The 22,217-nt window shown below is 72.2% G+C and carries 20 protein-coding genes; 12 read left to right on the plus strand and 8 right to left on the minus strand.

Annotation, left to right across the window (positions count from 1 at the left end; genetic code table 11):
• Positions 1–90 precede the first annotated feature (90 nt).
• From lpdA to ACWPWV_RS12970, 4 genes are all read left to right on the plus strand, one after another.
• Positions 91–1,497 (plus strand): dihydrolipoyl dehydrogenase, encoded by a 1,407-nt coding sequence (gene lpdA, locus ACWPWV_RS12955; protein WP_454043383.1) that lies wholly within the window; start codon positions 91–93, stop codon positions 1,495–1,497.
• Between the two features lie 506 nt (positions 1,498–2,003).
• Positions 2,004–2,873 (plus strand): CPBP family intramembrane glutamic endopeptidase, encoded by an 870-nt coding sequence (locus ACWPWV_RS12960; RefSeq protein ID WP_454043384.1) that lies wholly within the window; start codon positions 2,004–2,006, stop codon positions 2,871–2,873.
• A gap of 9 nt (positions 2,874–2,882) precedes the next feature.
• On the plus strand, positions 2,883–4,127 hold the full coding sequence (locus ACWPWV_RS12965) for a sensor histidine kinase (protein WP_454043385.1): 1,245 nt from the start codon (positions 2,883–2,885) through the stop codon (positions 4,125–4,127).
• A complete protein-coding gene (locus tag ACWPWV_RS12970; RefSeq protein WP_454043386.1) occupies positions 4,124–4,828 on the plus strand; it encodes a response regulator in 705 nt (234 codons plus the stop codon). Before ACWPWV_RS12965 ends, ACWPWV_RS12970 begins: the two co-directional genes overlap by 4 nt.
• On the opposite strand, the gene ACWPWV_RS12975 is transcribed toward ACWPWV_RS12970, so the two are convergent.
• The 4 genes from ACWPWV_RS12975 to ACWPWV_RS12990 all read right to left on the minus strand — a co-directional run bounded on the left by ACWPWV_RS12975 (position 4,725) and on the right by ACWPWV_RS12990 (position 9,684).
• Complete coding sequence (locus tag ACWPWV_RS12975; protein ID WP_454043387.1) at positions 4,725–5,372, minus strand: gluconokinase; 648 nt, start codon at positions 5,370–5,372, stop codon at positions 4,725–4,727. The genes ACWPWV_RS12970 and ACWPWV_RS12975 overlap by 104 nt on opposite strands.
• 1 nt (position 5,373) lies before the next feature.
• Positions 5,374–6,306, minus strand: a complete 933-nt coding sequence (locus ACWPWV_RS12980) for an NAD(P)-dependent oxidoreductase (RefSeq protein WP_454043388.1) — start codon at positions 6,304–6,306, stop codon at positions 5,374–5,376.
• Positions 6,303–8,618, minus strand: a complete 2,316-nt coding sequence (yicI, locus tag ACWPWV_RS12985; protein WP_454043389.1) for an alpha-xylosidase — start codon at positions 8,616–8,618, stop codon at positions 6,303–6,305. The genes ACWPWV_RS12980 and yicI overlap by 4 nt, the downstream gene beginning before the upstream one ends.
• Positions 8,619–8,682: 64 nt before the next feature.
• The gene (locus tag ACWPWV_RS12990) at positions 8,683–9,684 is read right to left on the minus strand and encodes a LacI family DNA-binding transcriptional regulator (protein ID WP_454044537.1); all 1,002 of its coding nucleotides are present in this window, start codon (positions 9,682–9,684) and stop codon (positions 8,683–8,685) included.
• Positions 9,685–9,831: 147 nt separating this feature from the next.
• Between ACWPWV_RS12990 and ACWPWV_RS12995 the strand changes: the two genes are divergently transcribed.
• From ACWPWV_RS12995 to ACWPWV_RS13005, 3 genes are all read left to right on the plus strand, one after another.
• Complete coding sequence (locus tag ACWPWV_RS12995) at positions 9,832–11,037, plus strand: sugar ABC transporter substrate-binding protein (protein ID WP_454043390.1); 1,206 nt, start codon at positions 9,832–9,834, stop codon at positions 11,035–11,037.
• Between the two features lie 43 nt (positions 11,038–11,080).
• Positions 11,081–12,040: a carbohydrate ABC transporter permease gene (locus tag ACWPWV_RS13000; RefSeq protein WP_454043391.1), complete on the plus strand. Its 960-nt coding sequence runs from the start codon at positions 11,081–11,083 to the stop codon at positions 12,038–12,040.
• Positions 12,041–12,114: 74 nt separating this feature from the next.
• Positions 12,115–12,867, plus strand: a complete 753-nt coding sequence (locus ACWPWV_RS13005) for a carbohydrate ABC transporter permease (RefSeq protein WP_454044538.1) — start codon at positions 12,115–12,117, stop codon at positions 12,865–12,867.
• A gap of 168 nt (positions 12,868–13,035) precedes the next feature.
• On the opposite strand, the gene ACWPWV_RS13010 is transcribed toward ACWPWV_RS13005, so the two are convergent.
• The 3 genes from ACWPWV_RS13010 to ACWPWV_RS13020 form a co-directional block, all read right to left on the minus strand.
• Positions 13,036–14,076: an NAD(P)-dependent alcohol dehydrogenase gene (locus tag ACWPWV_RS13010; RefSeq protein ID WP_454043392.1), complete on the minus strand. Its 1,041-nt coding sequence runs from the start codon at positions 14,074–14,076 to the stop codon at positions 13,036–13,038.
• A gap of 100 nt (positions 14,077–14,176) precedes the next feature.
• A complete protein-coding gene (locus tag ACWPWV_RS13015; RefSeq protein ID WP_454043393.1) occupies positions 14,177–14,827 on the minus strand; it encodes an NUDIX domain-containing protein in 651 nt (216 codons plus the stop codon).
• Positions 14,824–15,201, minus strand: a complete 378-nt coding sequence (locus ACWPWV_RS13020) for a DUF4406 domain-containing protein (RefSeq protein WP_454043394.1) — start codon at positions 15,199–15,201, stop codon at positions 14,824–14,826. Before ACWPWV_RS13020 ends, ACWPWV_RS13015 begins: the two co-directional genes overlap by 4 nt.
• 50 nt (positions 15,202–15,251) lie before the next feature.
• Here ACWPWV_RS13020 and ACWPWV_RS13025 point away from each other — a divergent pair, with 50 nt between their 5' ends.
• Positions 15,252–16,010: a DeoR/GlpR family DNA-binding transcription regulator gene (locus ACWPWV_RS13025; protein WP_454043395.1), complete on the plus strand. Its 759-nt coding sequence runs from the start codon at positions 15,252–15,254 to the stop codon at positions 16,008–16,010.
• 118 nt (positions 16,011–16,128) lie between these two features.
• Here the strand turns inward: ACWPWV_RS13025 and ACWPWV_RS13030 are convergent, their stop codons facing one another.
• Positions 16,129–17,493: a lytic polysaccharide monooxygenase gene (locus ACWPWV_RS13030; RefSeq protein ID WP_454043396.1), complete on the minus strand. Its 1,365-nt coding sequence runs from the start codon at positions 17,491–17,493 to the stop codon at positions 16,129–16,131.
• 152 nt (positions 17,494–17,645) lie between these two features.
• On the opposite strand from ACWPWV_RS13030, the gene ACWPWV_RS13035 reads away from it, so the two are divergent.
• The 4 genes from ACWPWV_RS13035 (at position 17,646) to ACWPWV_RS13050 (ending at position 22,215) form a co-directional block, all read left to right on the plus strand.
• A complete protein-coding gene (locus ACWPWV_RS13035) occupies positions 17,646–18,686 on the plus strand; it encodes an adenosine deaminase (protein WP_454043397.1) in 1,041 nt (346 codons plus the stop codon).
• A 224-nt stretch (positions 18,687–18,910) separates the two neighbouring features.
• The gene (gene murA, locus ACWPWV_RS13040) at positions 18,911–20,227 is read left to right on the plus strand and encodes a UDP-N-acetylglucosamine 1-carboxyvinyltransferase (RefSeq protein WP_454043398.1); all 1,317 of its coding nucleotides are present in this window, start codon (positions 18,911–18,913) and stop codon (positions 20,225–20,227) included.
• A 90-nt stretch (positions 20,228–20,317) separates the two neighbouring features.
• Positions 20,318–21,613, plus strand: a complete 1,296-nt coding sequence (locus ACWPWV_RS13045; protein ID WP_454043399.1) for a sensor histidine kinase — start codon at positions 20,318–20,320, stop codon at positions 21,611–21,613.
• Positions 21,610–22,215: a response regulator gene (locus tag ACWPWV_RS13050; RefSeq protein WP_454043400.1), complete on the plus strand. Its 606-nt coding sequence runs from the start codon at positions 21,610–21,612 to the stop codon at positions 22,213–22,215. The genes ACWPWV_RS13045 and ACWPWV_RS13050 overlap by 4 nt, the downstream gene beginning before the upstream one ends.
• Positions 22,216–22,217: the final 2 nt, after the last annotated feature.

Consider the following 22,217-nt stretch of genomic DNA (forward strand, 5'->3'; position numbering starts at 1 on the left):
ACGGCGACCTGCCCGCGAGGGCCGGGGGTGTGGCGGACGTCGCCCGCCGTGGCGGTCCGCGGCCCCCCGAGCCCCAGTAGGCTTGACGCCATGGCATCCCACTACGACGTCGTCGTCCTCGGTGCAGGTCCCGGTGGTTACGTGGCCGCGATCCGTGCAGCCCAGCTGGGTCTGCAGGTCGCGGTCGTGGAGGAGAAGTACTGGGGAGGGGTGTGCCTCAACGTGGGCTGCATCCCCTCCAAGGCGCTCCTGCGCAACGCCGAGCTCGCGCACCTCTTCACGCACGACGCGAAGACCTTCGGCATGTCCGGCGACGTGACCTTCGACTTCGGTGCGGCGTTCGACCGCTCGCGCCAGGTCGCTGACGGTCGCGTCAAGGGCGTGCACTTTCTCATGAAGAAGAACAAGATCACCGAGTACGACGGCCGCGGCACGTTCCGCGACGCGCACACGCTCGACGTGAAGCTGTCCGACGGCTCGAGCGACCAGGTGACGTTCGACAACGTGATCATCGCGACCGGCTCGAAGGTGCGCCTGCTGCCGGGCGTCGAGCTGTCCGACAACGTCGTCACGTACGAGAGGCAGATCCTCACGCGGGAGCTGCCGAAGTCGATCGCCATCGTCGGCGCCGGCGCCATCGGCATGGAGTTCGGCTACGTCCTCAAGAACTACGGCGTGGACGTCACGATCATCGAGTTCCTCGACCGCGCGCTGCCCAACGAGGACGCGGACGTCTCCAAGGAGATCGCCAAGCAGTACAAGAAGCTCGGCGTGAAGCTGCTGACGTCGACGGCGGTCCAGACGGTCACCGACAACGGGACCGACGGCGTCAAGGTCACCTACAAGGGCGTCAAGGACGACAAGCCGGGCGAGCTCGTCGTCGACAAGGTGCTCATGGCCGTCGGGTTCGCCCCGAACGTCGAGGGCTTCGGCCTCGAGAACACCGGCGTGCAGCTCACCGAGCGCGGCGCCATCGCGATCGACGACGTCATGCGCACGAACGTCGAGAACATCTACGCGATCGGCGACGTCACCGCGAAGCTCATGCTCGCGCACGTCGCGGAGGCGCAGGGCGTCGTCGCGGCCGAGACCATCGGCGGCGCGGAGACCCTCACGCTCGGCGACTACCGCATGATGCCGCGGGCGACGTTCTGCCAGCCGCAGGTCGCGAGCTTCGGCCTCACCGAGCAGCAGGCGCGCGACGAGGGCTACCAGGTCAAGGTCGCGACGTTCCCCTTCATGGCGAACGGCAAGGCGCACGGCCTCGGTGACCCGGTCGGCTTCGTCAAGCTCATCTCCGACGAGACCTACGGCGAGCTGCTCGGCGGGCACCTCATCGGCCCGGACGTCTCCGAGATGCTGCCCGAGCTCACGCTCGCGCAGAAGTGGGACCTCACCGTCAACGAGCTGTCGCGCAACGTGCACACGCACCCGACGTTGTCCGAGGCCGTCCAGGAGTCGATCCACGGCCTCGCGGGGCACATGATCAACTTCTGATCGCCGGACCGGTCGAGCCGGACGGGATCGCCTGCCAGAGGCCCGGAGCCGCGGAATTCCGCTGCTCCGGGCCTCAGCCTGTCTGGAGTTTCGTGCACAGACGAGGACTGGCACGAGCCTGGAAGGCCGGGGATCGACTGCCGGTGTTCAGAGGTACCCGGGGAACACCGTGGCGAACTTCTCCGCGGTCGCGACGAGCCACCGGGCCAGCTGGGCCGCCTGCTCGTCGTCGCGAAAGTCGCCGTGCCGCCGCAGGATGATCCTGCTCGCCTTCCTCGCGGGCAGCTCTTGCCAGGCGAGGGGCGCGGACGGTTTCCAGAACGCGGGGTCCGACGCCTACGCCAAGTCTGTGCTTCGCACGAACTCCGACTCCGGGGCGGATGTCGATCTGTCCCCCGAGAGAGCTACCCCGGCTGCTCACCTGCGGGCGATTCGCTCGCGGCCGTGCGCTCCTAGCGTTGCTGGTGGTCGCCGATCCGGGCGACCACGCAGCGACGGAGGCCCTCATGAGCACGACGACCACGGAACCCCGACCGAACGCGCTGGACGACCACCCGAGCGGTCGGGTAGCCCGCTTCTTCCGGCACCCCCTGACGTGGATGCTGATCGGCGTGGTCAGCGTCGGCGTCGTCGCCGGTCTGACGGCGCCGGCCGAACCGTTCCTGGTGCTCCCCGTGCTGGGCGCGGCGCTCGCGGTCGTGGTCTACCGGGTGGTCATGCGGTTCGTCGCCCGGCGCCGCACGCCCGAGATCGCCGCCCGCCGTGCCGTACCGGAGGCGCTGCTGGGTGCCGCCGTCGGGCTGGGTTTCGTCGCGGTGTCCGCGGCCGTCGTCGCGGCCCTCGGGGGCTACACGTTCCGCGTCGCCGACGTCGACCTCCTCGCCGTGGTGGCGCCGATCCTCGCGGTCACCGTCGGCGCCGCGGTCACCGAGGAGCTCACGTTCCGCGGCTTCGCCCTCCAGGCTCTCGAGCGCCTGCTCGGCAGCTGGGTCGCGCTGGGGGTCACGGCCCTGTTCTTCGGTCTGACGCACCTGTTCAACCCGGGAGCGACCCTGTGGAGCTCGCTCGCCATCGCGATCGAGGCCGGTGGCCTGCTCGGCGCTGCGTTCCTCTGGCGTCGCAACCTCTGGTTCGTCATCGGCCTGCACTTCGCCTGGAACGCCACGGTCGCGCTGCTCGGCATCCCTGTCTCGGGTCACGCTGCCCCCGGCCTGCTGGTCGCGGACGTCTCCGGGGCGCCCGCGCTGACCGGCGGTGCCTTCGGCATCGAGGCATCCGTGGTGACCGTCGCGCTCGGTGTGCTGATCACCGTCCCGATGCTCGTGCTCGCGCGGCGCCGCGGGACGCTGGTCAGTGCGCGCCGCCGTCGCCCGTAGGCTCGGGCCGTGCCCGCCAACCCCGTCCTCGACCGGGCCTCGCGCACCGGTCCGGCGCTTCGACGGTGGCGTGCGAGCCGGCAGGACGTCATGGACGTCCTGCTGGCCGTGACCCTCGCGGGCCTCGGGTTCGTCCCGACGCTGTCGGCGATCGGCGTCGAGCTCGGGGACCTGCCCGAGCGGCCGGCGGACGCGCTGGCCGTGACGCTGGTCCTCGCGCAGAGCTTGCCCATCGCGATCCGCCGCCGTAGCCCCGCTACCTGCCTCGCCGTCGTCGGCGCGGCGTTCGCCGCGGACCAGGTCCTGTCGTACCCGCCGACGTTCGCGAGCGTCGGCCTCTACGTCGCGCTGTACACCGCGGGCGCCCACCAGGTGCAGTTCCGGCGGAGCACCGCCGCGCTGGTGACCGGGGGCTACGTGGCGCTGGCCGCCACGCTGTCCGGCCTCGGTTCGCCCAACCGGCTCCCGGTCTTCCTCGCCTTCTACCTCGTGCTGGTGGTGATCCGGATGGCAGGTACGGGGGTGCGTCGCTGGCGGGCCGAGGAGGTCGAACGCCGGCGCCTGGCCGCCGCCGTCGCGACGTCGCAGGAGCGCGCCCGGATCGCGCGGGAGCTGCACGACGTGGTGACGCACCACGTGACGGCGATGGTCGTGCAGGCCGACGCCGCGCAATATCTCCTTCCTGCGACGCCGGACCGTGCGGCCGACGGGCTGGTCGCGATCAGCGGCACCGGGCGACGCGCGCTGACCGAGCTCCGCTACCTGCTGGGCGTGCTCGAGGCGACTGGCGAGTCGGCGCCGACGGGGCGAGCGCCGGCTCTCGGCCGGGTGGGCGACCTCGTCGAGCAGGCCCGCCGGTCGGGCCAGCCGGTGGAGTGGACCGAGGAGGGCGGACGGCGCGACCTGCCCGACGCCGTCAAGCTCGCCGCCTACCGGGTGGTGCAGGAGAGCCTCACCAACGCGCTCAGGCACGCCCCCGGACGGCCGACCACGGTCCGCGTGCACCACGGCGCCGAGCACCTCGAGACCGAGGTGACCACCGGTGGACCCGGCTCATCGGTGGCGACGCCGGGCGCCCTCGCACCGGACGGGCCAGCCACCGTGGAGGGAGCACCACCCGCCGGGCGCGGCCTCGCCGGTCTGCGCGAACGCATCCGCGTCCTCGACGGCGACCTCGAGGCCGGCCCGACGCCCGACGGCGGGTTCCGCGTGCGGGCCCAGATCCCCACCGCCCCGACCAGGAGCAGCCCATGACCGTTCCGCCGTTGGAGCCACGCTCCACGATCCGCGTCCTGGTCTGCGAGGACCAGGAGCTGGTACGGGTCGGCTACGTCACGATCTTCTCCGCGCAGGCCGACATGGAGGTCGTCGGCGAGGCTGCGGACGGACGCGCAGCGGTCGAGGCCGCGCGACGGCTGCGCCCGGACGTCGTGGTCATGGACATCCGGATGCCCGTGCTCGACGGCATCGAGGCGACGCGGCAGATCGCCGGCCCGGACGCCGAGACGCCGGTCAAGGTGCTCATGGTGACCACCTTCAACGTCGACGAGTACGTCTACGAGGCGCTGCGTGCCGGGGCGAGCGGGTTCCTGCTCAAGGACGCTCCTCCCGCCGAGCTGGTCGACGGCATCCGGACCATCGCCCGGGGCGAGTCGCTGCTGGCCCCGTCCGTGACCCGCACCCTGATCGGCCGCTACGCCGAGCGGGTGCGGCCGACCGACGCGTCCGGCCGCGGGAGGGACGAGGTCGTGCGCAGCCTGACCCCGCGCGAGCGGGAGGTGCTGGAGCAGCTCGCCGCCGGGCTGTCCAACGCGGAGATCGCGCGAGAGCTCGTCATCACCTCGGAGACGGTCAAGACCTACGTGTCCCGGATCCTGGCCAAGCTCGGACTGCGTGACCGGGTGCAGGCGGTCGTGCTCGCGTACCGGGTGGGCCTGGTCTCGACGACGGACTAGCTGGCCCTGACTCCGAGCCGGCGACCCCGGCGCCGAGCCAGCCCGTGACCAGGTCGACGATGCGGGCCGGCGCCTGGGCGACGTCGACGACCAGGCCGGTCTCGTCGTCCGCCACGGGCTCCAGCGCAGCGAGCTGGGAGTCGAGGAGCGTCGACGGCATGAAGTGGTCCGCACGTGCGGCGATCCGCCCCGCGAGCAGGTCGCGGTCGCCGTGGAGGTGGACGAACGCGAGGTCGCCGCCGCGCCGGAGCGCGTCCCGGTACGGCCGCCGTAGGGCCGAGCAGGCCACCACGACGGGTGTCCCCGCGTCGGCGCCGGCCCGCATCACGTCCGCGACGCGGTCGAGCCAGGGGAGCCGGTCGTCGTCGGTCAGAGGAGTCCCGGCCGTCATCTTCGTGACGTTCGCCGGTGGGTGCAGGTCGTCGGCGTCGACGAAGCGCAGCCCGAGGCGGGCCGCGAGAAGGCTGCCGACCGTCGACTTGCCGCACCCCGCGACGCCCATGACGACCACGCCCTCGACGGCGCCGGTGCCGATACGCGCCACGTCAGTACCCCGCGGCCGGGTCGACGACACCGTCGAGGGCCTCGCCCGCGACGAACCGCCGGAGGTTCTCCTCGACGCGCGCGCGGAGCAGCGGCTCGATCATCTCGCGGGTGTCCGCGGTGTGCGGGGTCACCAGCGCCGTGGGCAGGTCCCACAGCGGGTGGCCGTCGGGCAGGGGCTCCGGGTCGGTGACGTCGAGCGCTGCGCCACCGAGGCGGCCGGAGGCGAGCGACGCGACGAGGGCGTCGGTGTCCACGAGCCCGCCCCTTGCGATGTTGACGAGCACCGCGCCGGGCTTCATGACAGACAGCTCGGCGGCACCGAGCAGCGCGCGGGTCTGCGTCGTCAGTGCCGCCGCGACCACGACGACGTCCGCCCGGGCGAGCTCGTCGTGCAGACGCTCCGTGGTGACGGTGCGCTCGGCGCCGGGCACGGGCTCGGCCCGACGCCGCACGACGACGTTGCGCGTGTCGAACGGCGCGAGCAGGTCGAGGTACGTCCGGGCGATGCCGCCGGCGCCCAGCACGAGCACGTGCGCCCCGAACAGCGACGTCCCCGCCGGCTCGCCCCACGACCGCGCGCGGGCGCGCTCCGGAAGGTGTCGGAGCGCCGCGAGCGTCAGTGCGAGAGCATGCTCGGCCACAGGACGGGAGAACGCGCCCTTGGCGGAGGTCCAGGTGACGCCGGGCGTCTCGAGCAGACCGACGTCGACGTAGGAGTCGACGCCCGCCGACGGGAGCTGCACCCAGCGCGTCCCGGGCGCGGACGCCAGCGCCGCCCGCAGGTCGGCTTGCTCGCCCCCGAACCAGAGCAGGGCGTCCGTGTCCCGGCCCGGCGGGACGAGCCGGGCGCCGGCGGACGTCACGGCGTCCGGCAGCCAGGCCGGGCCCAGGCGGGCCACGCTCACGCCGGGACCCGAGGACGTCCCGCTCACGCCGGCACCCGGGCGATGCCGTCCGCGGCGTCCGCGCGGTCGCCACCCACGACCGCGACGGACCAGCCGGCACCGAGCGACGACTCGACCACGACGTCGTCGCCGCTCCGCCGCACGGTGAACGCGACGTACTCGCCGTCGGCGCCGCGCACCTCGACGGTCCGCGACCAGCCGTCGTCGCCGGGGTTCACGAGCAGGGTGAGGCCGTCGAGGTGGTCAGCGTCGGGACGCTCCTCGTGCGCGCTCAGCGGGATCACGCCGCCGGGGCGCACGTACACGGGCAGGGAGTCGAAGTCGTGGTTCTCCCGCACCCAGCGGCCGCCGGCGACGCGCTCGCCGGAGAGGAGACCGGCCCACTCGCCCTCGGGCAGGTAGACGTCGACGTCCCCCTCGGCGTCGAACACCGGCGCCACGAGCAGGTCGGGACCGAGCATGTACTGGCGGTCCAGGTGCGGCACCGCCGGGTCGTGCGGGAACTCCAGCAGCATGGGCCGCATCATCGGCGTGCCCGACCGGTGTGCCTCGTGCCCGGTGGCGACCAGGTAGGGCGCGAGCCGGTTCTTGAACCGGGCGAACGTGCGGGTCACCGCGACGGCGCTCGTCGGGTCGGACTCGTCCTCGCCGAACATCCACGGAACGCGGTAGGAGCTGCTGCCGTGCATGCGGCTGTGGCTGGAGAACAGGCCGAACGCCGTCCAGCGCTTGAACACGCCGGGGTCGGGCGTCATCTCGAAGCCGCCGATGTCGTGGCTCCAGTAGCCGAACCCGCTGTACGCGAGCGACAGGCCACCGCGCAGCGACTCGGCCATCGACACGTACGACGCGGTGGAGTCGCCGCCCCAGTGCACCGGGAACTGCTGGCCACCGGCGGTGGCCGACCGCGCGAAGAGGACGGCCTCGCCGACGCCGCGCTCCTCGGCGAGCACCTCGTGGACCGCCTTGTTGTAGAGATGCGTGTAGTAGTTGTGCATGCGTTCCGGGTCGGAGCCGTCGAAGTACTCGACGTCCACCGGGATGCGCTCGCCGAAGTCCGTCTTGAACGCGTCGACGCCCTGGCGCACGAGCACCCGGAGCTTGTCCTTGAACCAGGCGGTCGCGTCCGGGCTCGTGAAGTCCACCAACGCCATCCCGCCCTGCCAGCGGTCCCACTGCCAGACCGACCCGTCACGGCGCTTGACGAGATGGCCGGCGGCCATGCCCTCGTCGAACAGCGGCGACTGCTGGGCGATGTACGGGTTGATCCACACGCACACGCGCAGCTCGCGGTCGTGGAGCCGAGCCAGCATGCCCTCAGGGTCGGGGAACGTGCGCGCGTCCCACTCGAAGTCGCACCAGTTAAACTCGCGCATCCAGAAGCAGTCGAAGTGGAACAGGCTCAGCGGGATGTCCCGCTCCGCCATCCCGTCGATGAACGAGCTGACGGTCGCCTCGTCGTAGTCCGTGGTGAAGCTCGTCGACAGCCACAGTCCGTACGTCCAGGCGGGGATCTCCGCGGGGCGGCCCGTGAGCGCGGTGTAGCGCTCGAGGATCGTCTTGGGGTCGGGGCCGTAGACGAGGAAGTAGTCGAGCGCCTCGCCCAGCACCGAGAACTGCACCCGTTCGACGGCCTCGGAACCGACCTCGAAGGAGACGTGCCCGGGGTCGTTGACGAACACGCCGTAGCCGCCGGTGGTCAGGTAGAACGGCACGTTCTTGTACGCCTGCTCGCTGGAGGTGCCGCCGTCGTAGTTCCAGATGTCGACCGTCTGGCCGTTCTTGACCACCGGGCCGAACCGCTCGCCCAGGCCGTAGACGAGCTCGCCCACGCCGAGGTCGAGCTGGTCGAACACGTAGCTGGTGCGACCCTCGCGGCGCAGCTCGATCGGGCCGTGGTCGACCGCGGCGTCGTGGGCGACGTCTGCCCACGCGGCCGACTTGCCGCTCGATCCGGTGAGGCGTCGGCCGTCGGCGTGGAACGACAGCTCCCAGGACGCGCCGACCGACAGCCGGACGCGGAGGTCGCCCGTCTCGAGGGTGCCGTCGCCGTCGACCACGGTCGCGCGGCCGATCCCGTCGGCGAGGTCGAGCTCGAACCGACGCGGCTCCGGCCGGCCTCGGTGGTGCACGTGCTGTACCCGCACCACGTTCTCCATCGGTGACGACACCGTCGTGGTGATGACCGGGTTGTTGAGCGTGTCACCCCGGTGCCGCACGGCCTTCGTCGGCGCGACGGAGCGCAGGCTCGAGCCGTCCGCCGTGACCCGGTCCACCTCGCGGGCGTAGTGGATCGCGACGCCAGGACGGGCGTGCCAGAAACCGTCGGTGAACTTCATGGGGCGGGGCCTTCCAGTGGTCGTGGAGCGGGTGGAGCGGGTGGAGCGCGGGAGCGGGGGAGCCTCAGCGCCGGGCGGCGGTGGAGCCGACGAGCTCGAGGGTGCCGGGCAGGAGGTCGTGCGCGGGCGGAGCGGCGGGATCGGCCAACCGGTCGACGAGGCCCTGGACGCTGCGCGCCCCGAGCTCCGCGCCCGGCGCCACGACCGCGCTGACGGGGGGATCGGCGGTCACGAGGTCGGCCGCCGAGGTCGCGAGCGCGAGGACGGAGACGTCCTCCGGGACGGCGCGCCCTGCCGCGACGAGCCCGTTCACGAACCCCGACAGCCCCGCCTCGTTGAGGACGAGGACGGCCGTGACGTCCGGGTGCTCCGCGACCAGCGCGGTCGCGGCGTACCTGCCCGAGCGCGGGTCCTGGCCACCGCGGACGACGAGGGGGTCGACGTCGTGGCGGGCAGATTCGGTCAGGTAGGCCTCCTCGGTACGCACGACAGGCCCGTACCCCGACCAGGCGGGTCCGTCGGGTTCGCCGAGGAACAGGGCGACGCGGCGGTGCCCGAGCTCCGTGAGGTGGTCGAGCCCGGTGGCGACCATCCCGGCGAAGTCCATGTCGACGTACGACAGCCCGGTCGTGTCGTCCGTGCGGCCGATGAGGCCGAAGGGCACGCCTCGCTCCGTGAGCAGTGCGACGCGCGCGTCGTCGGCCGTGACCTCCATGAGCAGGACCCCGTCGACGAGGCCGCCGGACAGGTAGTCGTCGAGCTGCGCCGCGTCGTCGACCGGCCAGAGCACGACGTTGAAGCCTCGCTCGGTGGCGGCGCTCGCGGCCGCGGTGACGATGCTCAGGGCGGTGCTGCCCAGACGGTGCTGCAGGGCCGGGAACACCAACGCCACGATGTGGCTGCGGCGGCTGGCCAGCGCGCGGGCGAGCACGTTCCGCCGGTAGCCGAGGTCGGCCATCGCCGCTTCGACCCGGCTCCGCGTCGTCGGGGCGACGCGCTTCGTCCCGTTGACGACGAACGACACGGTCGTCAGGGAGACACCGGCACGGTCGGCCACGTCCTGCATGGTCACCACAGGGCACTCCTCGGGCTCGGGAACGGTGCTGCGGATCGATGATCACACACCCCACGACGGTTGGTAAAGCGCTTTGACAAGGTCCCGAGGACGTGCCTAACCTCGCCGTCACGTGAACCGAGCGAAGGAGCTTCGACTGTGCGACGAACCCACACCGTCGTCGGTGCGGCGTCGGCCGCCGCCGTCGTCCTGTGCCTGTCCGCCTGCAGCGGCGGCGCCCGTGCGGACGAGGGCACGCTGGTCGTGACCGACACGTTGTCGGACACCAGCGCGCCGGTCTACCAGGAGGTCTACGACACCTGCGCCGCAGAGGTCGGCATGGCCGTGCAGGCCAACCACGTGGCCGGCTCCGGTCTCATCGCGACGGTCCTGCAGCAGGCGTCGTCCGACACCCTCCCCGACGTCCTCATGCTCGACAACCCCGACGTCCAGCAGATCGCGTCCTCCGGTGCACTGAGCCCGCTGACCGACTACGGCATCTCGGGCGAGGGCTTCCCGCAGGGCGTCGTCGACGCCGGTACCTACGACGGCGCCCTCTACGGGGTCGCGCCGGTCGTCAACACGGTCGGGCTCTTCTACGACGTCGACGCACTCGCCGACGCGGGGATCGAACCGCCCACCACCTGGGACGAGCTCCGCGCCGCCGCCGAGGCGCTGACCACCGACGACCGCTACGGCATCGCGTTCAGCGCTGCCAACACCTTCGAGGGAACGTGGCAGTTCCTGCCCTACCTGTGGTCCAACGGGGCGGACGAGGACGACCTCACGTCTCCCGAGGCCGTCGAGGCGCTGAGCTTCGTCGAGGGCCTCGTCCGCGACGGTCTCGCGTCGTCCGGCGTCGTCAACTGGTCGCAGAACGACGTCAACGACCAGTTCATCGCGGGGAACGCGGCGATGATGGTCAACGGGCCGTGGAACATGCCGGCGCTCGAGGCCGCGGAGGGCCTCGACTACGCCGCCGTACCGCTTCCCGTCCCGCACGCGGGCGACACGCTCCAGGCGCCGCTCGGCGGCGAGGCGTTCACCGTCCCGCGCACCGGCAACCCGGACAAGATGGCGAAGGCAGGCGAGTTCGTCGCCTGCGTGACCCGCGGTGAGCACCAGCTCGCCATGGCCACCGGGCGCGGAGCCGTGCCGTCGGACACGCAGGTCGCCGCCGAGGCCGCGGAGGCGAACCCGGTCGTCGCGACCTTCGTCGACACCGTGCAGACCGCACGGTCCCGGACCGCCCTGCTCGGACCCGGCTGGCCGCGCGCCGCCACCCAGATCTACACCGCACAGCAGCTCGCGCTGACCGGCAGCGAGCCCCCCGCGGCCGCCCTCGAGCGGGCGGCGGAGAACTGATGCGCACGCCGACGTCGCGCACGTCACCGAGGAAGGACGGACGATGACCACCACCCTCGCCGCCGGAACGGCGCCCGTCGACGCGGCCGGTCCCGCGACCGGGCCGCGGCGCCGTCGCGCCCGGACGCGGGACCGGGCCGCCCAGTGGATGTTCCTCGTCCCGGCGATCGCCTACGTGCTCGTGTTCTTCGGGTACCCGATCGTCAAGAACCTCGTCATGGGGTCCCAGGACTACACGGTGCGGACGTTCGTGTCGGGCGAGGCGCCGTGGGTCGGGCTGGACAACTACGCGGAGGTCGTCTCCAGCGGCCTCTTCCGCACCACGGTGCTCAACACGGCGCTGTTCACCGTGGGCTCGATCCTCGGCCAGTTCGTCATCGGCCTGCTGCTCGCCCTGTTCTTCAAGCGCCGGTTCCCGCTGGGTAACGTGCTGCGCTCGCTGCTCCTGCTGCCGTGGCTGCTGCCGATGATCGCGGGCACCGCGGTGTGGAAGTGGATCTTGGACCAGGACGGCGGCGTCCTCAACGAGACGCTGCGGGCGATCGGGGTGATCGAGGCGCCGATCCACTGGCTGACGAGCCCCGACGTCGCGCTGGTCGCCGTGGTCCTGGTGAACGTGTGGGTCGGCATCCCCTTCAACATGACCCTGCTGTACTCGGGGCTGCAGAACATCCCCGACGAGCTCTACGAGGCGGGCGCGCTCGACGGCGCCACCGGCGTGAAGGCGTTCTGGCACATCACGTGGCCCAACCTGCGCCCCGTGGTCAGCGTCGTCCTGGTGCTCGGCGTGATCTACACCCTCAAGGTGCTCGACATCATCCTGGGCCTGACCGGTGGCGGGCCGGCCAACGCCACCCAGACCTTGGCCACGGACTCCTACCGGCGCTCCTTCCAGGAGTTCTCCTTCGGCACCGGGGCGGCGGTCAGCAACATCCTCATCGTGGTGTCGCTGCTCTTCGCCGTCGTGTACCTGCGCGTCAACCGACGCGCCGTGGATGAGTGAGGTTCATCGTGAAGCAGACGACCGACACCCGACAGCTGCGGTACACGATCGTCGGGATCGTGCTCCTCGCGCTCATGCTGTTCCCCGTCTACTGGATGGTCAACGTGTCCCTCCAGGGAGGCGGCACCGCGGCCAACAGCACCTTCTTCCCGACCGAGATCACGTTCGAGGGTTACCAGCGGGCGCTGGAGGACCAGACCGGCAACCTCGTCACCAGCATGATCGTGGCCCTCGGCGCCGTCGTGGTGTCGCTGGTGGTCGCCACGCCCGCCGCGTACGCGCTGTCCCGGTTCCGCCTGCGCGGCATGGGGATCTTTCTCTTCGTCCTGCTCCTGGCGCAGATGATCCCGGGCATCGTCATCGCGAACTCGCTGTACACGCTGTTCAACGACGTGGGGCTGCTCAACACCTACGCGGGCCTGATCCTCGCCAACGCGACCCACGGCATCCCCTTCGCCATCCTCATCATGAGCGCCTTCATGCGCTCCATCCCGCCGGCGCTCACCGAGGCGGCGCGCGTCGACGGAGCCGGGCACCTGCGGGCCTTCTGGTCGATCGTCGTGCCCGTGAGCAGGAACTCGCTCATCACCGCCGGCCTGTTCAGCTTCCTGTTCGCCTGGAGCGACTTCATGTTCGGCCTCACCCTGACCACCGGGGCCGACATCAAGCCGATCACCCTCGGCATCTATGACTACCTCCAGGGCAACGTGCAGAGCTGGGGGCCGGTCATGGCGAGCGCCGTGATCTCCTCCGTCCCGGCGATCGTGCTGCTGGTCCTCGCGCAGCGGTACATCGCCGCCGGCGCCCTCGGCGGTGCGGTGAAGTGACGGGGCCGCAGAACTCACCGCTCGCGCAGGGTCGACCGCGGCCAGTCGCTGCCGCAGGCGCATCGCTCCCGCGTCGCCGATCAGGAGGTGGATCGGCTGCCCCTCGTCGCGCAGGGTGTCGCCGAGGCCCGGACCAGCGACGCGCGCGATCCACCGTCCTGCGGTCCGCTACAGGGTCGCGGTGTCGATGACGAACCGGTAGCGCACGTCGCTGGAGAGCACGCGCTCGTAGGCGTCGTTGATCTGCTCGGCGGCGATGAGCTCGGTCTCCGGGGCGATGCCGTGCTCGGCGCAGAAGTCGAGCATCTCCTGGGTCTCGGCGATGGAGCCGATGCCGGACCCGGCGAACGACCGGCGGTTGCCGAACAGCGTGAACACGGTGACGGGCAGCGGCTCCGGGGGAGCGCCGACGTTGACCATCGTGCCGTCGAGGCGCAGCAGCCGCAGGTAGCGGTCGAGGTCGAGCGGCGCGCTGACGGTGTTGAGGATGAGGTCGAACCGGTTGGCGAGGGCCTCGAACGTGGCGTCGTCCTCGGTCGCGAAGTAGTCGGTCGCGCCGAAGGCCAGGCCGTCGTCCTTCTTCGACAGCGTGCGCGAGAGGACGGTGACCTCGGCGCCCATCGCCGCGGCGATCTTCACGGCCACGTGGCCGAGGCCGCCCATGCCGACGACGGCGACGCGCTTGCCCGGGCCCGCGTTCCAGTGCGCGAGCGGCGAGTAGGTGGTGATGCCCGCGCACAGCAGCGGCGCCGCGGCCTCGTAGGGGATGGCGTCGGGGACGCGGAGGACGAAGTCCTCGTCGACGACGACGTGGGTCGAGTAGCCGCCCTGCGTGATGGTGCCGTCGACGTCGCGGCCGGCGTAGGTCTGGACGTTGCCCTCGAGGCAGTAGTTCTCCATGCCGGCGCGGCAGTTCTCGCACTCGCGGCACGAGTTGACCATGCAGCCGACGCCGACCCGGTCGCCCACGGCGTGCCGGGTCACGTCCTGACCGACCTCGACGACCTCGCCGACGATCTCGTGACCGACGACCTGCGGGTAGGTGATCGGGCCCCAGTCGCCGCGCACGGTGTGGATGTCCGAGTGGCAGATGCCGGCGTAGCGGATCGCGATGAGGACGTCCTTCGGGCCGACGTCGCGACGCTCGACGGTCGTGGGGACCAGGGGCTCGGTCGCGGACGGGGCGGCGTAGGCGTTGACGGTGCGCACAGATGTTCTCCTTCGTCGGTGGTGCGCGTCCACGGTATGCGCCACCGGTCGCGCCGGGGAGGCTCTGTCAGGGCACCCCACGCCGGGAATGCCGCGGGAGTCAGCGGTGGAGCGCCCACCACTGGAGCAGCATGATCGTCTTGCCGTCGACGACGCGGCCGTCGTGGACCATCGCCAGGGCCTCGTCGAGGTCGAGCTCGACGACCTCGATGTCCTCGCCCTCCGCGGCGACCCCGCCGCCCGGCCCGGTGCGGTCGAGCGGGGTGTACGGCGCCGCGTAGAAGTACACCTTCTCCGTGACGGACCCGGGGCTCATGTACGCGGTGAAGACGTGCGCGACGGGCCCGACGGTGACGCCCAGCTCCTCTGCGACCTCCCGCCGGATCGCCGTCTCCGGGTCGTCGTCGTCCAGGAGGCCCGCGGCCGTCTCGAGGAGCATCCCGTCGGGGTGGTCGTTGACGTAGGCGGGGAAGCGGAACTGGCGCGTGAGCAGCACGGTGGACCTCGCGTCGTCGTGCAGCAGGATGGTCGCGCCGTCCCCGCGGTCGTAGGTCTCGCGCTGCACGGTGTGCCAGGTCCCGTCCCGTCGCCGGTGGTCGAGCGTCGTGCGGCGCAGCACGTGCCATCCCGCGGAGGTGAGCTCGACGTCGCGGACGACGACGTCGGGGTTGCGGCTCAGCGCCCGTCCGGCCCGGTCGAGGCCGGTCCGGCCGCGGTGGTCCGGGACGTCCACGCCCGGCCGCCCGGTCATCGGGCGAGCTCCGCGAGGCGTGGCACCTCGGTGACGTCGCGGTAGACGGGGAGCCCGCGGCTCAGGGCGATTGCGACGTCCTGGTCGGCGCCCGCGGACTCGCCGGGGAGCCGGAGCACGGCGTCGCAGTGCTCGAGGAGCCGCCGCGCGGTGGGGTAGAGCACGTCGGCCGCCAGGTCGTCGTCCACCGTGGCGCCGGCCGAGCGCAGGACCGGCAGCGCGACCCACTCGCCGATCACGGGGACGTGCCCCGCGGCGAAGATCGGCCAGGCGGCCTCCTCGAGGCGTCGGAGGTTCGCGTCCATCGCGGCAGGGTCGCCGTCCGTCCCGGAGCGGTAGGGACCGGCGATGAGGATGAGCAGAGGTCGAGGCATGGCCCTAGACTACGCTGAACGTGCAGAACTACGAAGAAACGAGAAACACCATGCTGGCCTCCGAGCGGCGGGACCATCTCCTCGAGACGCTCCGGCGTGACGGCAAAATCGTGGCGAAGAGCGTCGCCGCCGAGCTGGGGCTCTCGGAGGACAGCATCCGGCGCGACCTGCGAGAGCTGGCCGCGGAGGGCCTGTGCCAGCGCGTCTACGGCGGGGCCCTGCCGGTCTCGCCGGCCACCGCCGACTACGGCACGCGCCGGGGCGTCGCGACGGCCGGCAAGCGCCTGGTGGCGGCCGCGGCGGTGCGGCTCGTCGAGCCGGGCAGCACCGTCATCCTCGACGGCGGGACCACGGCGATCGCGGTCGCGTCCGCGCTGCCGCCCACCCTGCGGTGCACCGTGGTCACGCACAGCCCGACCGTCGCGGCGGCGCTGGTCGAGCACCCCGGCGTCGAGGTGTTCATCCTCGGCGGCAGGCTCTTCAAGCACTCCGCGGTGGCGAGCGGGGCCGCGACGGTCGAGGCGGCGCAGCGGATCACGGCGGACGTCTTCCTCCTCGGCGTCACCGGGATCCACCCGGACGCCGGCCTGACCACGGGGGACGGGGACGAGGCGGCGATGAAGCGGGTCCTGGCGAGCCGGGCGGCGGAGACGTACGTGCTCGGCTCGTCCGAGAAGGTCGGCGCAGCGTCCGCGTACGGGGTGGTCGGCTTCGACGAGGTCGCCGGCGTCGTCACCGACGCGGACCCGGGCTCCGACGTCGTGCGCCGGCTCGCCGAGCGGGTCCGCATCGTCGAGGCCCGCGGCTGACGGCGCGCTGCTGCGCTGCCCGACGCCCTCACGGCACGCGGGACCACCCCGTTCCGAGCGCTCGGCACGACGGTGCGCCGGCGGAGACGTCTCCGTCGGCGCACCGTCGTCGGGCACGTCAGCTGCAGGCGGCCCCGTTGAGCGCGAACCCTGCCGGCTCGGGGTGCGACCCGGCCGCCGTGGTGGCGCCGTTGAAGCCGAACGTCACGGACTCGCCCGGGGCGATGCTCGTCTTCCACGCCGGACGCGTCGCCGTGACGGCGGTCCCCGTCTGGTCGACCGTCGCGCTCCACCCGGGCTCGTCGACCTTCTGACCGCCCGGGTACGCGAACGACACCACCCAGTCGGGGACGGCCACGACGGACGTGTTCTTCACGGTGACCGAGGCCGTGTACCCGGTGCTGCTGCCGCCCCACGAAGACGCGGTGTAGTCGACCTCGCACGCGCCGGTGGGAGCCGGCGTCCCGTCGTCGTCCAGCGTGGTGAACGCGACGGTCCGGGTGCTCGAGACGGCGCCCGTGTGGTCGTTGCGCGACCGGACCGCCACCGTGTGCTCGGTGCCCGGTTCGAGCCCGGTCAGGTCGACCATCGGTGACCCGTCGGTGCTCGCGAGCACCGCACCGGTGCCCGGGTCGAGGACGTCGTACCCCGTGACGCACCCGGTCTGCGCGGCACCCCACATCACGTGCGCGCTGGTCTGCGTGATGCTCATGGCCATCGGAGCGCCCGGGGAACCGGGTGCCTCGTCCGGGCAGACGGGATCCGTCGGCGGGTTGCCGCCGTCGTCCCCGATCCCCGTGACCTCGCCGTCACCGCCGTCGAACGCGACGTCCGAGCAGCTGTAGAAGTTCTCGTTGCTGTCCGACCGCACCCAGTGGGTGAAGATCATGTGGTCGCCGGTGCGGCCGGCCGGGAGGGTGACGTCCCAGTAGTAGTAGTTCAGGGCGCCGGGGCCTCCGGTGTCGGGCGGGTTGGTCGCCGAGTCGACGAGCTCGAGGTCGCTCCAGGAGAGCGGGCCGGACGGGTCCCAGCCCTCCTCGGTGACGTACACGTCGAAGCGACCGGGGTGCTCGGCCCAGTTGTTGTGCTGGAACTGGTACGTCTCGCCGGCCGTCAGGTGCGTCCTCGGCCAGTCGTCGCGCACCGCGTTGAACCCGGAGAAGTCGTACGGGCCGCGGCCTCCGCCGTCGCAGATCTGACCGTCGGGGACGTAGCCCGCCGTCCGGCCCGCGCCGTTCGAGTCCAGGTTGCCGAACCAGTTGTAGAACGCCGAGCTGCCGCTGACGGCGTAGGCGTTCGCACAGGCCGGGTTCGACGGGTCGACCTGGCCGTTCTGCGTCTGGCCGTCGACCCAGCACAGGTACTGGCGGCTGCCGGGGAACACCTCGGCGCCGTGCGCCTCGGCGGGCGCGGGTGGAGCGACCGCCACGAGGCCGGCCGCGCCGAGGACCGCCGCGGCGGCCCAGGCTGCTGTGCGTCGCATCTCAAGCTCCTTCGCTCACGGATGTCGAACACGACGACCATGCCGCGACGCCGGTCGCACCGGTACCGCCTTAATCGATTCGGCCGACCTCGTCCGCCCCGCCCGGCCCGGGAGAGGATGGACCCGAGGACACCCGCTCGAGAAGGAGACCCATGCCTGCGCCCACGACGCCCACGCGCGAGTTCATCACCGGCCTGCCGAAGGCCGAGCTGCACCTGCACCTCGAGGGGACGCTCGAGCCGGACCTCAAGCTGCGTCTCGCGCAGCGCAACGGCATCGACATCGGCCAGTCGACCGTCGAGGAGGTCCGCGCGACGTACGCGTTCGACTCCCTGACGAGCTTCCTCGCCGTGTACTACCCGGCGATGGAGGTGCTGCAGACCGCGGACGACTTCTTCGAGCTCGCCGACGCCTACCTGGCGCGCGCCGCGGCGGACGGCGTGAAGCACGTCGAGATGTTCTTCGACCCGCAGGCGCACACGTCGCGCGGCGTGCCGTTCGAGACCGTCGTGACCGGATACCACCGGGCGGCGAGCGAGGCGGCGGCCAGGCACGGCGTCGACGCGCACCTGATCCTGTGCTTCCTGCGCGACATGTCGGCCGAGAGCGCCGCCGAGACGCTCGAGGCGTCGGTGCCGTTCCGCGACCGCATCCTCGGCGTCGGTCTCGACTCCGACGAGCGCGGGAACCCGCCCGAGAAGTTCGCCGACGTGTTCGCGCGGGCGCGCGAGCTCGGCTACCGCCTGACGATGCACTGCGACATCGACCAGCCGGGGAGCGTCGACAACATCCGCACGGTGCTCGAGGACATCGGCGTGGACCGCGTCGACCACGGGACGAACGTCGTGGAGGACCCCGCGCTCGTCGCGGTCGTGCGCGAGCGCGGCCTCGGCCTGACGTGCTGCCCGGTCTCGAACTCGTTCGTCACCGACGACATGAAGGCCGCGGAGATCGCGGGTCTGCTGCGCGACGGCGTCCGCGTCACCGTGAACTCCGACGACCCGGCGTACTTCGGCGGCTACGTCGCGGACAACTACGTGGCGCTCGCGGAGGCCGCCGGTCTCACGACGGCGGAGGTCGTCACGCTCGCGAAGAACTCGTTCGAGGCGTCGTGGCTCGGCGGGTCCCAGCGGGCCGCGTACCTCGCGCAGGTCGACGGCTACGTCGCGGCGTACACGGCGTCGTCGGACTGACGGCACCCGTGCCGGCTCGCGGCCCGGCTCCGGGGTGTCGCGGATCGCGTCAGCCGGTGTGGTGGTCCTGTGGAGGGTCGCGCCGCGATCGCGCCGCGCGGGCTGCCAGCGGTGTCGGTGGCCCCCGCGGGGGTGAATAATCTCCGGGTGCCCCGCGTTCGGCGCACCAGGGCCCGGCCTCGGGCCCACGGACCACCCCGCTGTCGAGAGGGCGACCTGAGCTGATGAACGACGTGCTGTACGTGAACGGTGGCACCCCGCTGGACGGGACCATCACCGTCCGCGGCGCGAAGAACTTCGTGTCCAAGGCGATGGTGGCGTCGCTCCTGGGCGAGTCGCCCAGCGTGCTGCGCAACGTGCCGCAGATCCGCGACGTCGGCGTCGTCACGGGCCTGCTCGAGCTGCACGGCGTCGCGGTCAAGTCGGACCCGGACGCCGGCATCCTCGACCTCGACCCCTCGAACGTCGAGTCGGCGCACGTCGCGGACATCGACGCCCACGCCGGGTCGAGCCGCATCCCCATCCTGTTCTGCGGCCCGCTGCTGCACCGCCTCGGCGAGGCCTTCATCCCCGACCTCGGCGGGTGCCGGATCGGCGACCGGCCGATCAACTACCACCTCGACATCCTGCGCCAGTTCGGCGCCGTCGTGGACAAGCGCGAGAACGGCATCCACATCCGCGCGCCGCGCCGCCTCCAGGGAACGAAGATCGCGCTGCCGTACCCGTCCGTCGGCGCGACCGAGCAGCTCCTGCTCACGGCCGTGCGCGCCGAGGGCATCACCGAGCTGGCGAACGCCGCGATCGAGCCCGAGATCATGGACCTCATCGCGGTCCTGCAGAAGATGGGCGCGATCATCTCGGTCGACACCGACCGCGTCATCCGCATCGAGGGCGTGGACCGCCTCGACGGCTACACCCACACGGCGCTCGGCGACCGCATCGAGGCGGCCTCGTGGGCGTCGGCGGCGCTCGCGACCGGCGGCGACATCACCGTCAAGGGCGCGACCCAGCCCGAGATGATGACGTTCCTCAACACGTTCCGGAAGGTCGGCGGGCGCTTCGACGTCCAGGACGACGGCATCCGCTTCTGGCACCCCGGCGGCGACCTCAGCCCCATCGTGCTCGAGACCGACGTGCACCCCGGGTTCATGACCGACTGGCAGCAGCCGCTCGTCGTGGCGCTCACGCAGGCCAGGGGCCTGTCCATCGTCCACGAGACGGTCTACGAGAACCGGTTCGGCTTCACCGACGCGCTGCGCGGCATGGGCGCGACGATCCAGGTCTACAAGGAGTGCCTCGGCGGTCGCGACTGCCGGTTCGGGCAGCGCAACTTCCACCACTCGGCCGTCGTCTCCGGCCCCACGCCGCTCTCCGCCGCCGACATCGAGGTCCCGGACCTGCGCGGCGGGTTCTCCCACCTCATCGCGGCGCTCGCGGCGAAGGGCACGTCGACCGTCCGCGGGATCAGCCTCATCGACCGCGGCTACGAGAACTTCCAGGAGAAGCTCACCGCGCTCGGCGCGGACGTGACGCGCGGCTGATCGGCGCCGAGCCCGGTCGGGCGGTCGCGTCACCCACCTCATGACGCCTGTCACGGCGTGCGCGCGGCGCGCCGTGACAGGCTGGTCACCGTGAGAACCCGACCCCGGACCTTCCTCGAGGTGTGGTCCCGGAGGACCGCCCCCGAGCGGTTCGACACGTACACGCGCTGGACCCTGTACCTGCTGTCCGCGTCCGAGCCGTTCGCGGCCCTCGCCCTCATCGGGATCGACCCGTCGTTCACCGTCGAGGGCATGCGCGTCTGGCTGCTCCTCGTCCTGGCGCACACGGTCGTGTGCCTCGTGACCCTGCGGGCGGGCCTCACCCACTTCCTCGGCGGTCCTCCCGTCCGTCCCGCGCTGCTCGGGGCCCTCGGCGTGCTCACGCTCGGGGTGAGCGTGGTCGCGTTCTGGACGTTCCCCGTCGACGGACCCGAGGACGTGGCGGGCAGCGCGCGGTACTACGCGATGCTCCTCGGCGTCGCGTTCGGTGTCCTCGCGCTGGTCCCGGCCCTCACGTTCCGCCGGCTCGCCGTCGTCGCGCTCGGCCTCGCCGTGGTCACCGGCTGCTCGGTCTGGGTCGGCACCGGGCCGATCAGCCCGACGACCGCCGGGATGGCGGTCGGGCTCTTCCTGTCCGCGGCCCTCATGCTCGTCGCGATGTTCGGCTCCTACCGCGCGTCGGTGTGGATGCTCGGCGTCGTGTGGGAGCAGGAGCGCAACCGCGTCCTGCACGCCCGGCTCGCCGTCGCCGAGGAGCGGCTGCGGTTCTCGCGCGACCTGCACGACGTCTTCGGCCGGACGCTGTCGGTCGTCGCGGTGAAGAGCGAGCTCGCGGCCGAGCTCGCCGCGCGCGGCCGCCCCGGCGCCGAGGAGCAGATGCTCGAGGTCCGGCGCATCGCCCAGGACGCCCTGCGCGAGGTGCGCGCCGTCGTCGCCGGCTACCGCACGGCCGACCTCGCCGCCGAGATGGCCGGCGCCCGGTCGGTCCTGCGCTCCGCCGGCGTCGAGACCGTCGTGCACGGCGAGGAGACGGTGGTGGGCGCGCGCGCGCAGGAGGCGCTGGCCTGGGCGGTCCGCGAAGGGGTGACCAACGTCGTCCGCCACTCGTCGGCGGGCACGTGCACGATCACGCTCCACCGGACCGACGGGCACGGCGTGGTCGAGATCGTCAACGACGGGGTCTCGCCCGGAGCGGTGCGGCGCAGCGGCTCCGGCCTCACGGGGCTGGGCGAGCGGCTCGCCGCGGCGGGCGGAGAGCTCCAGACCTGGAGCGAGGAGGGACGGTTCGGCCTGGTGGCGCGCGTGCCCGACGACGACGACCCACCTCCGGAGCCCGCCTCCGCACCGCTCGCGCTCCCTGCCACCGAGAGGGCACCACGCTCGTGATCCGCATCCTGCTCGCCGACGACGAGAACCTCATCCGCGACGCGATCGCGTCCCTGCTCGGGCTCGAGGAGGACCTCGAGATCGTCGCCCTCGCGGCGTCGGGTCCCGAGGCGGTCGCGGCCGCGCTCAAGCACACGCCCGACGTCGCGGTGCTCGACCTGCAGATGCCGGGGCTCGACGGCGTGGAGGTCGCCGAGCGGCTCGCGACCGAGCTCCCGGCGTGCGGCGTGGTGATCGTCACGAGCCACGGGCGGCCCGGGTACCTCAAGCGAGCGCTCGAGGCGGGCGCCCGCGGGTTCCTGCCGAAGACCGTCTCCTCGCGCGTCCTGGCGGACGTCGTGCGCCAGGTGCACGACGGCGGCCGCTACGTCGACCCCGAGCTCGCCGCCGAGGCCATCGCCGCGGGGGAGAGCCCGCTCACGCCGCGCGAGGCGGACGTCCTCGAGCTCGCGGCCGACGGCGCTCCCGTCGAGGAGATCGCGACGCGGGCCCATCTCGCGCCGGGGACGGTACGGAACTACCTGTCGTCGGCCGCCGCGAAGCTCGGCGCCGCCAACCGCCACGAGGCCGTGCACGTCGCGCGCCGGCACGGGTGGATCTGACG

The sequence above is a fragment of the Cellulosimicrobium sp. Marseille-Q8652 genome (assembly GCF_965112045.1).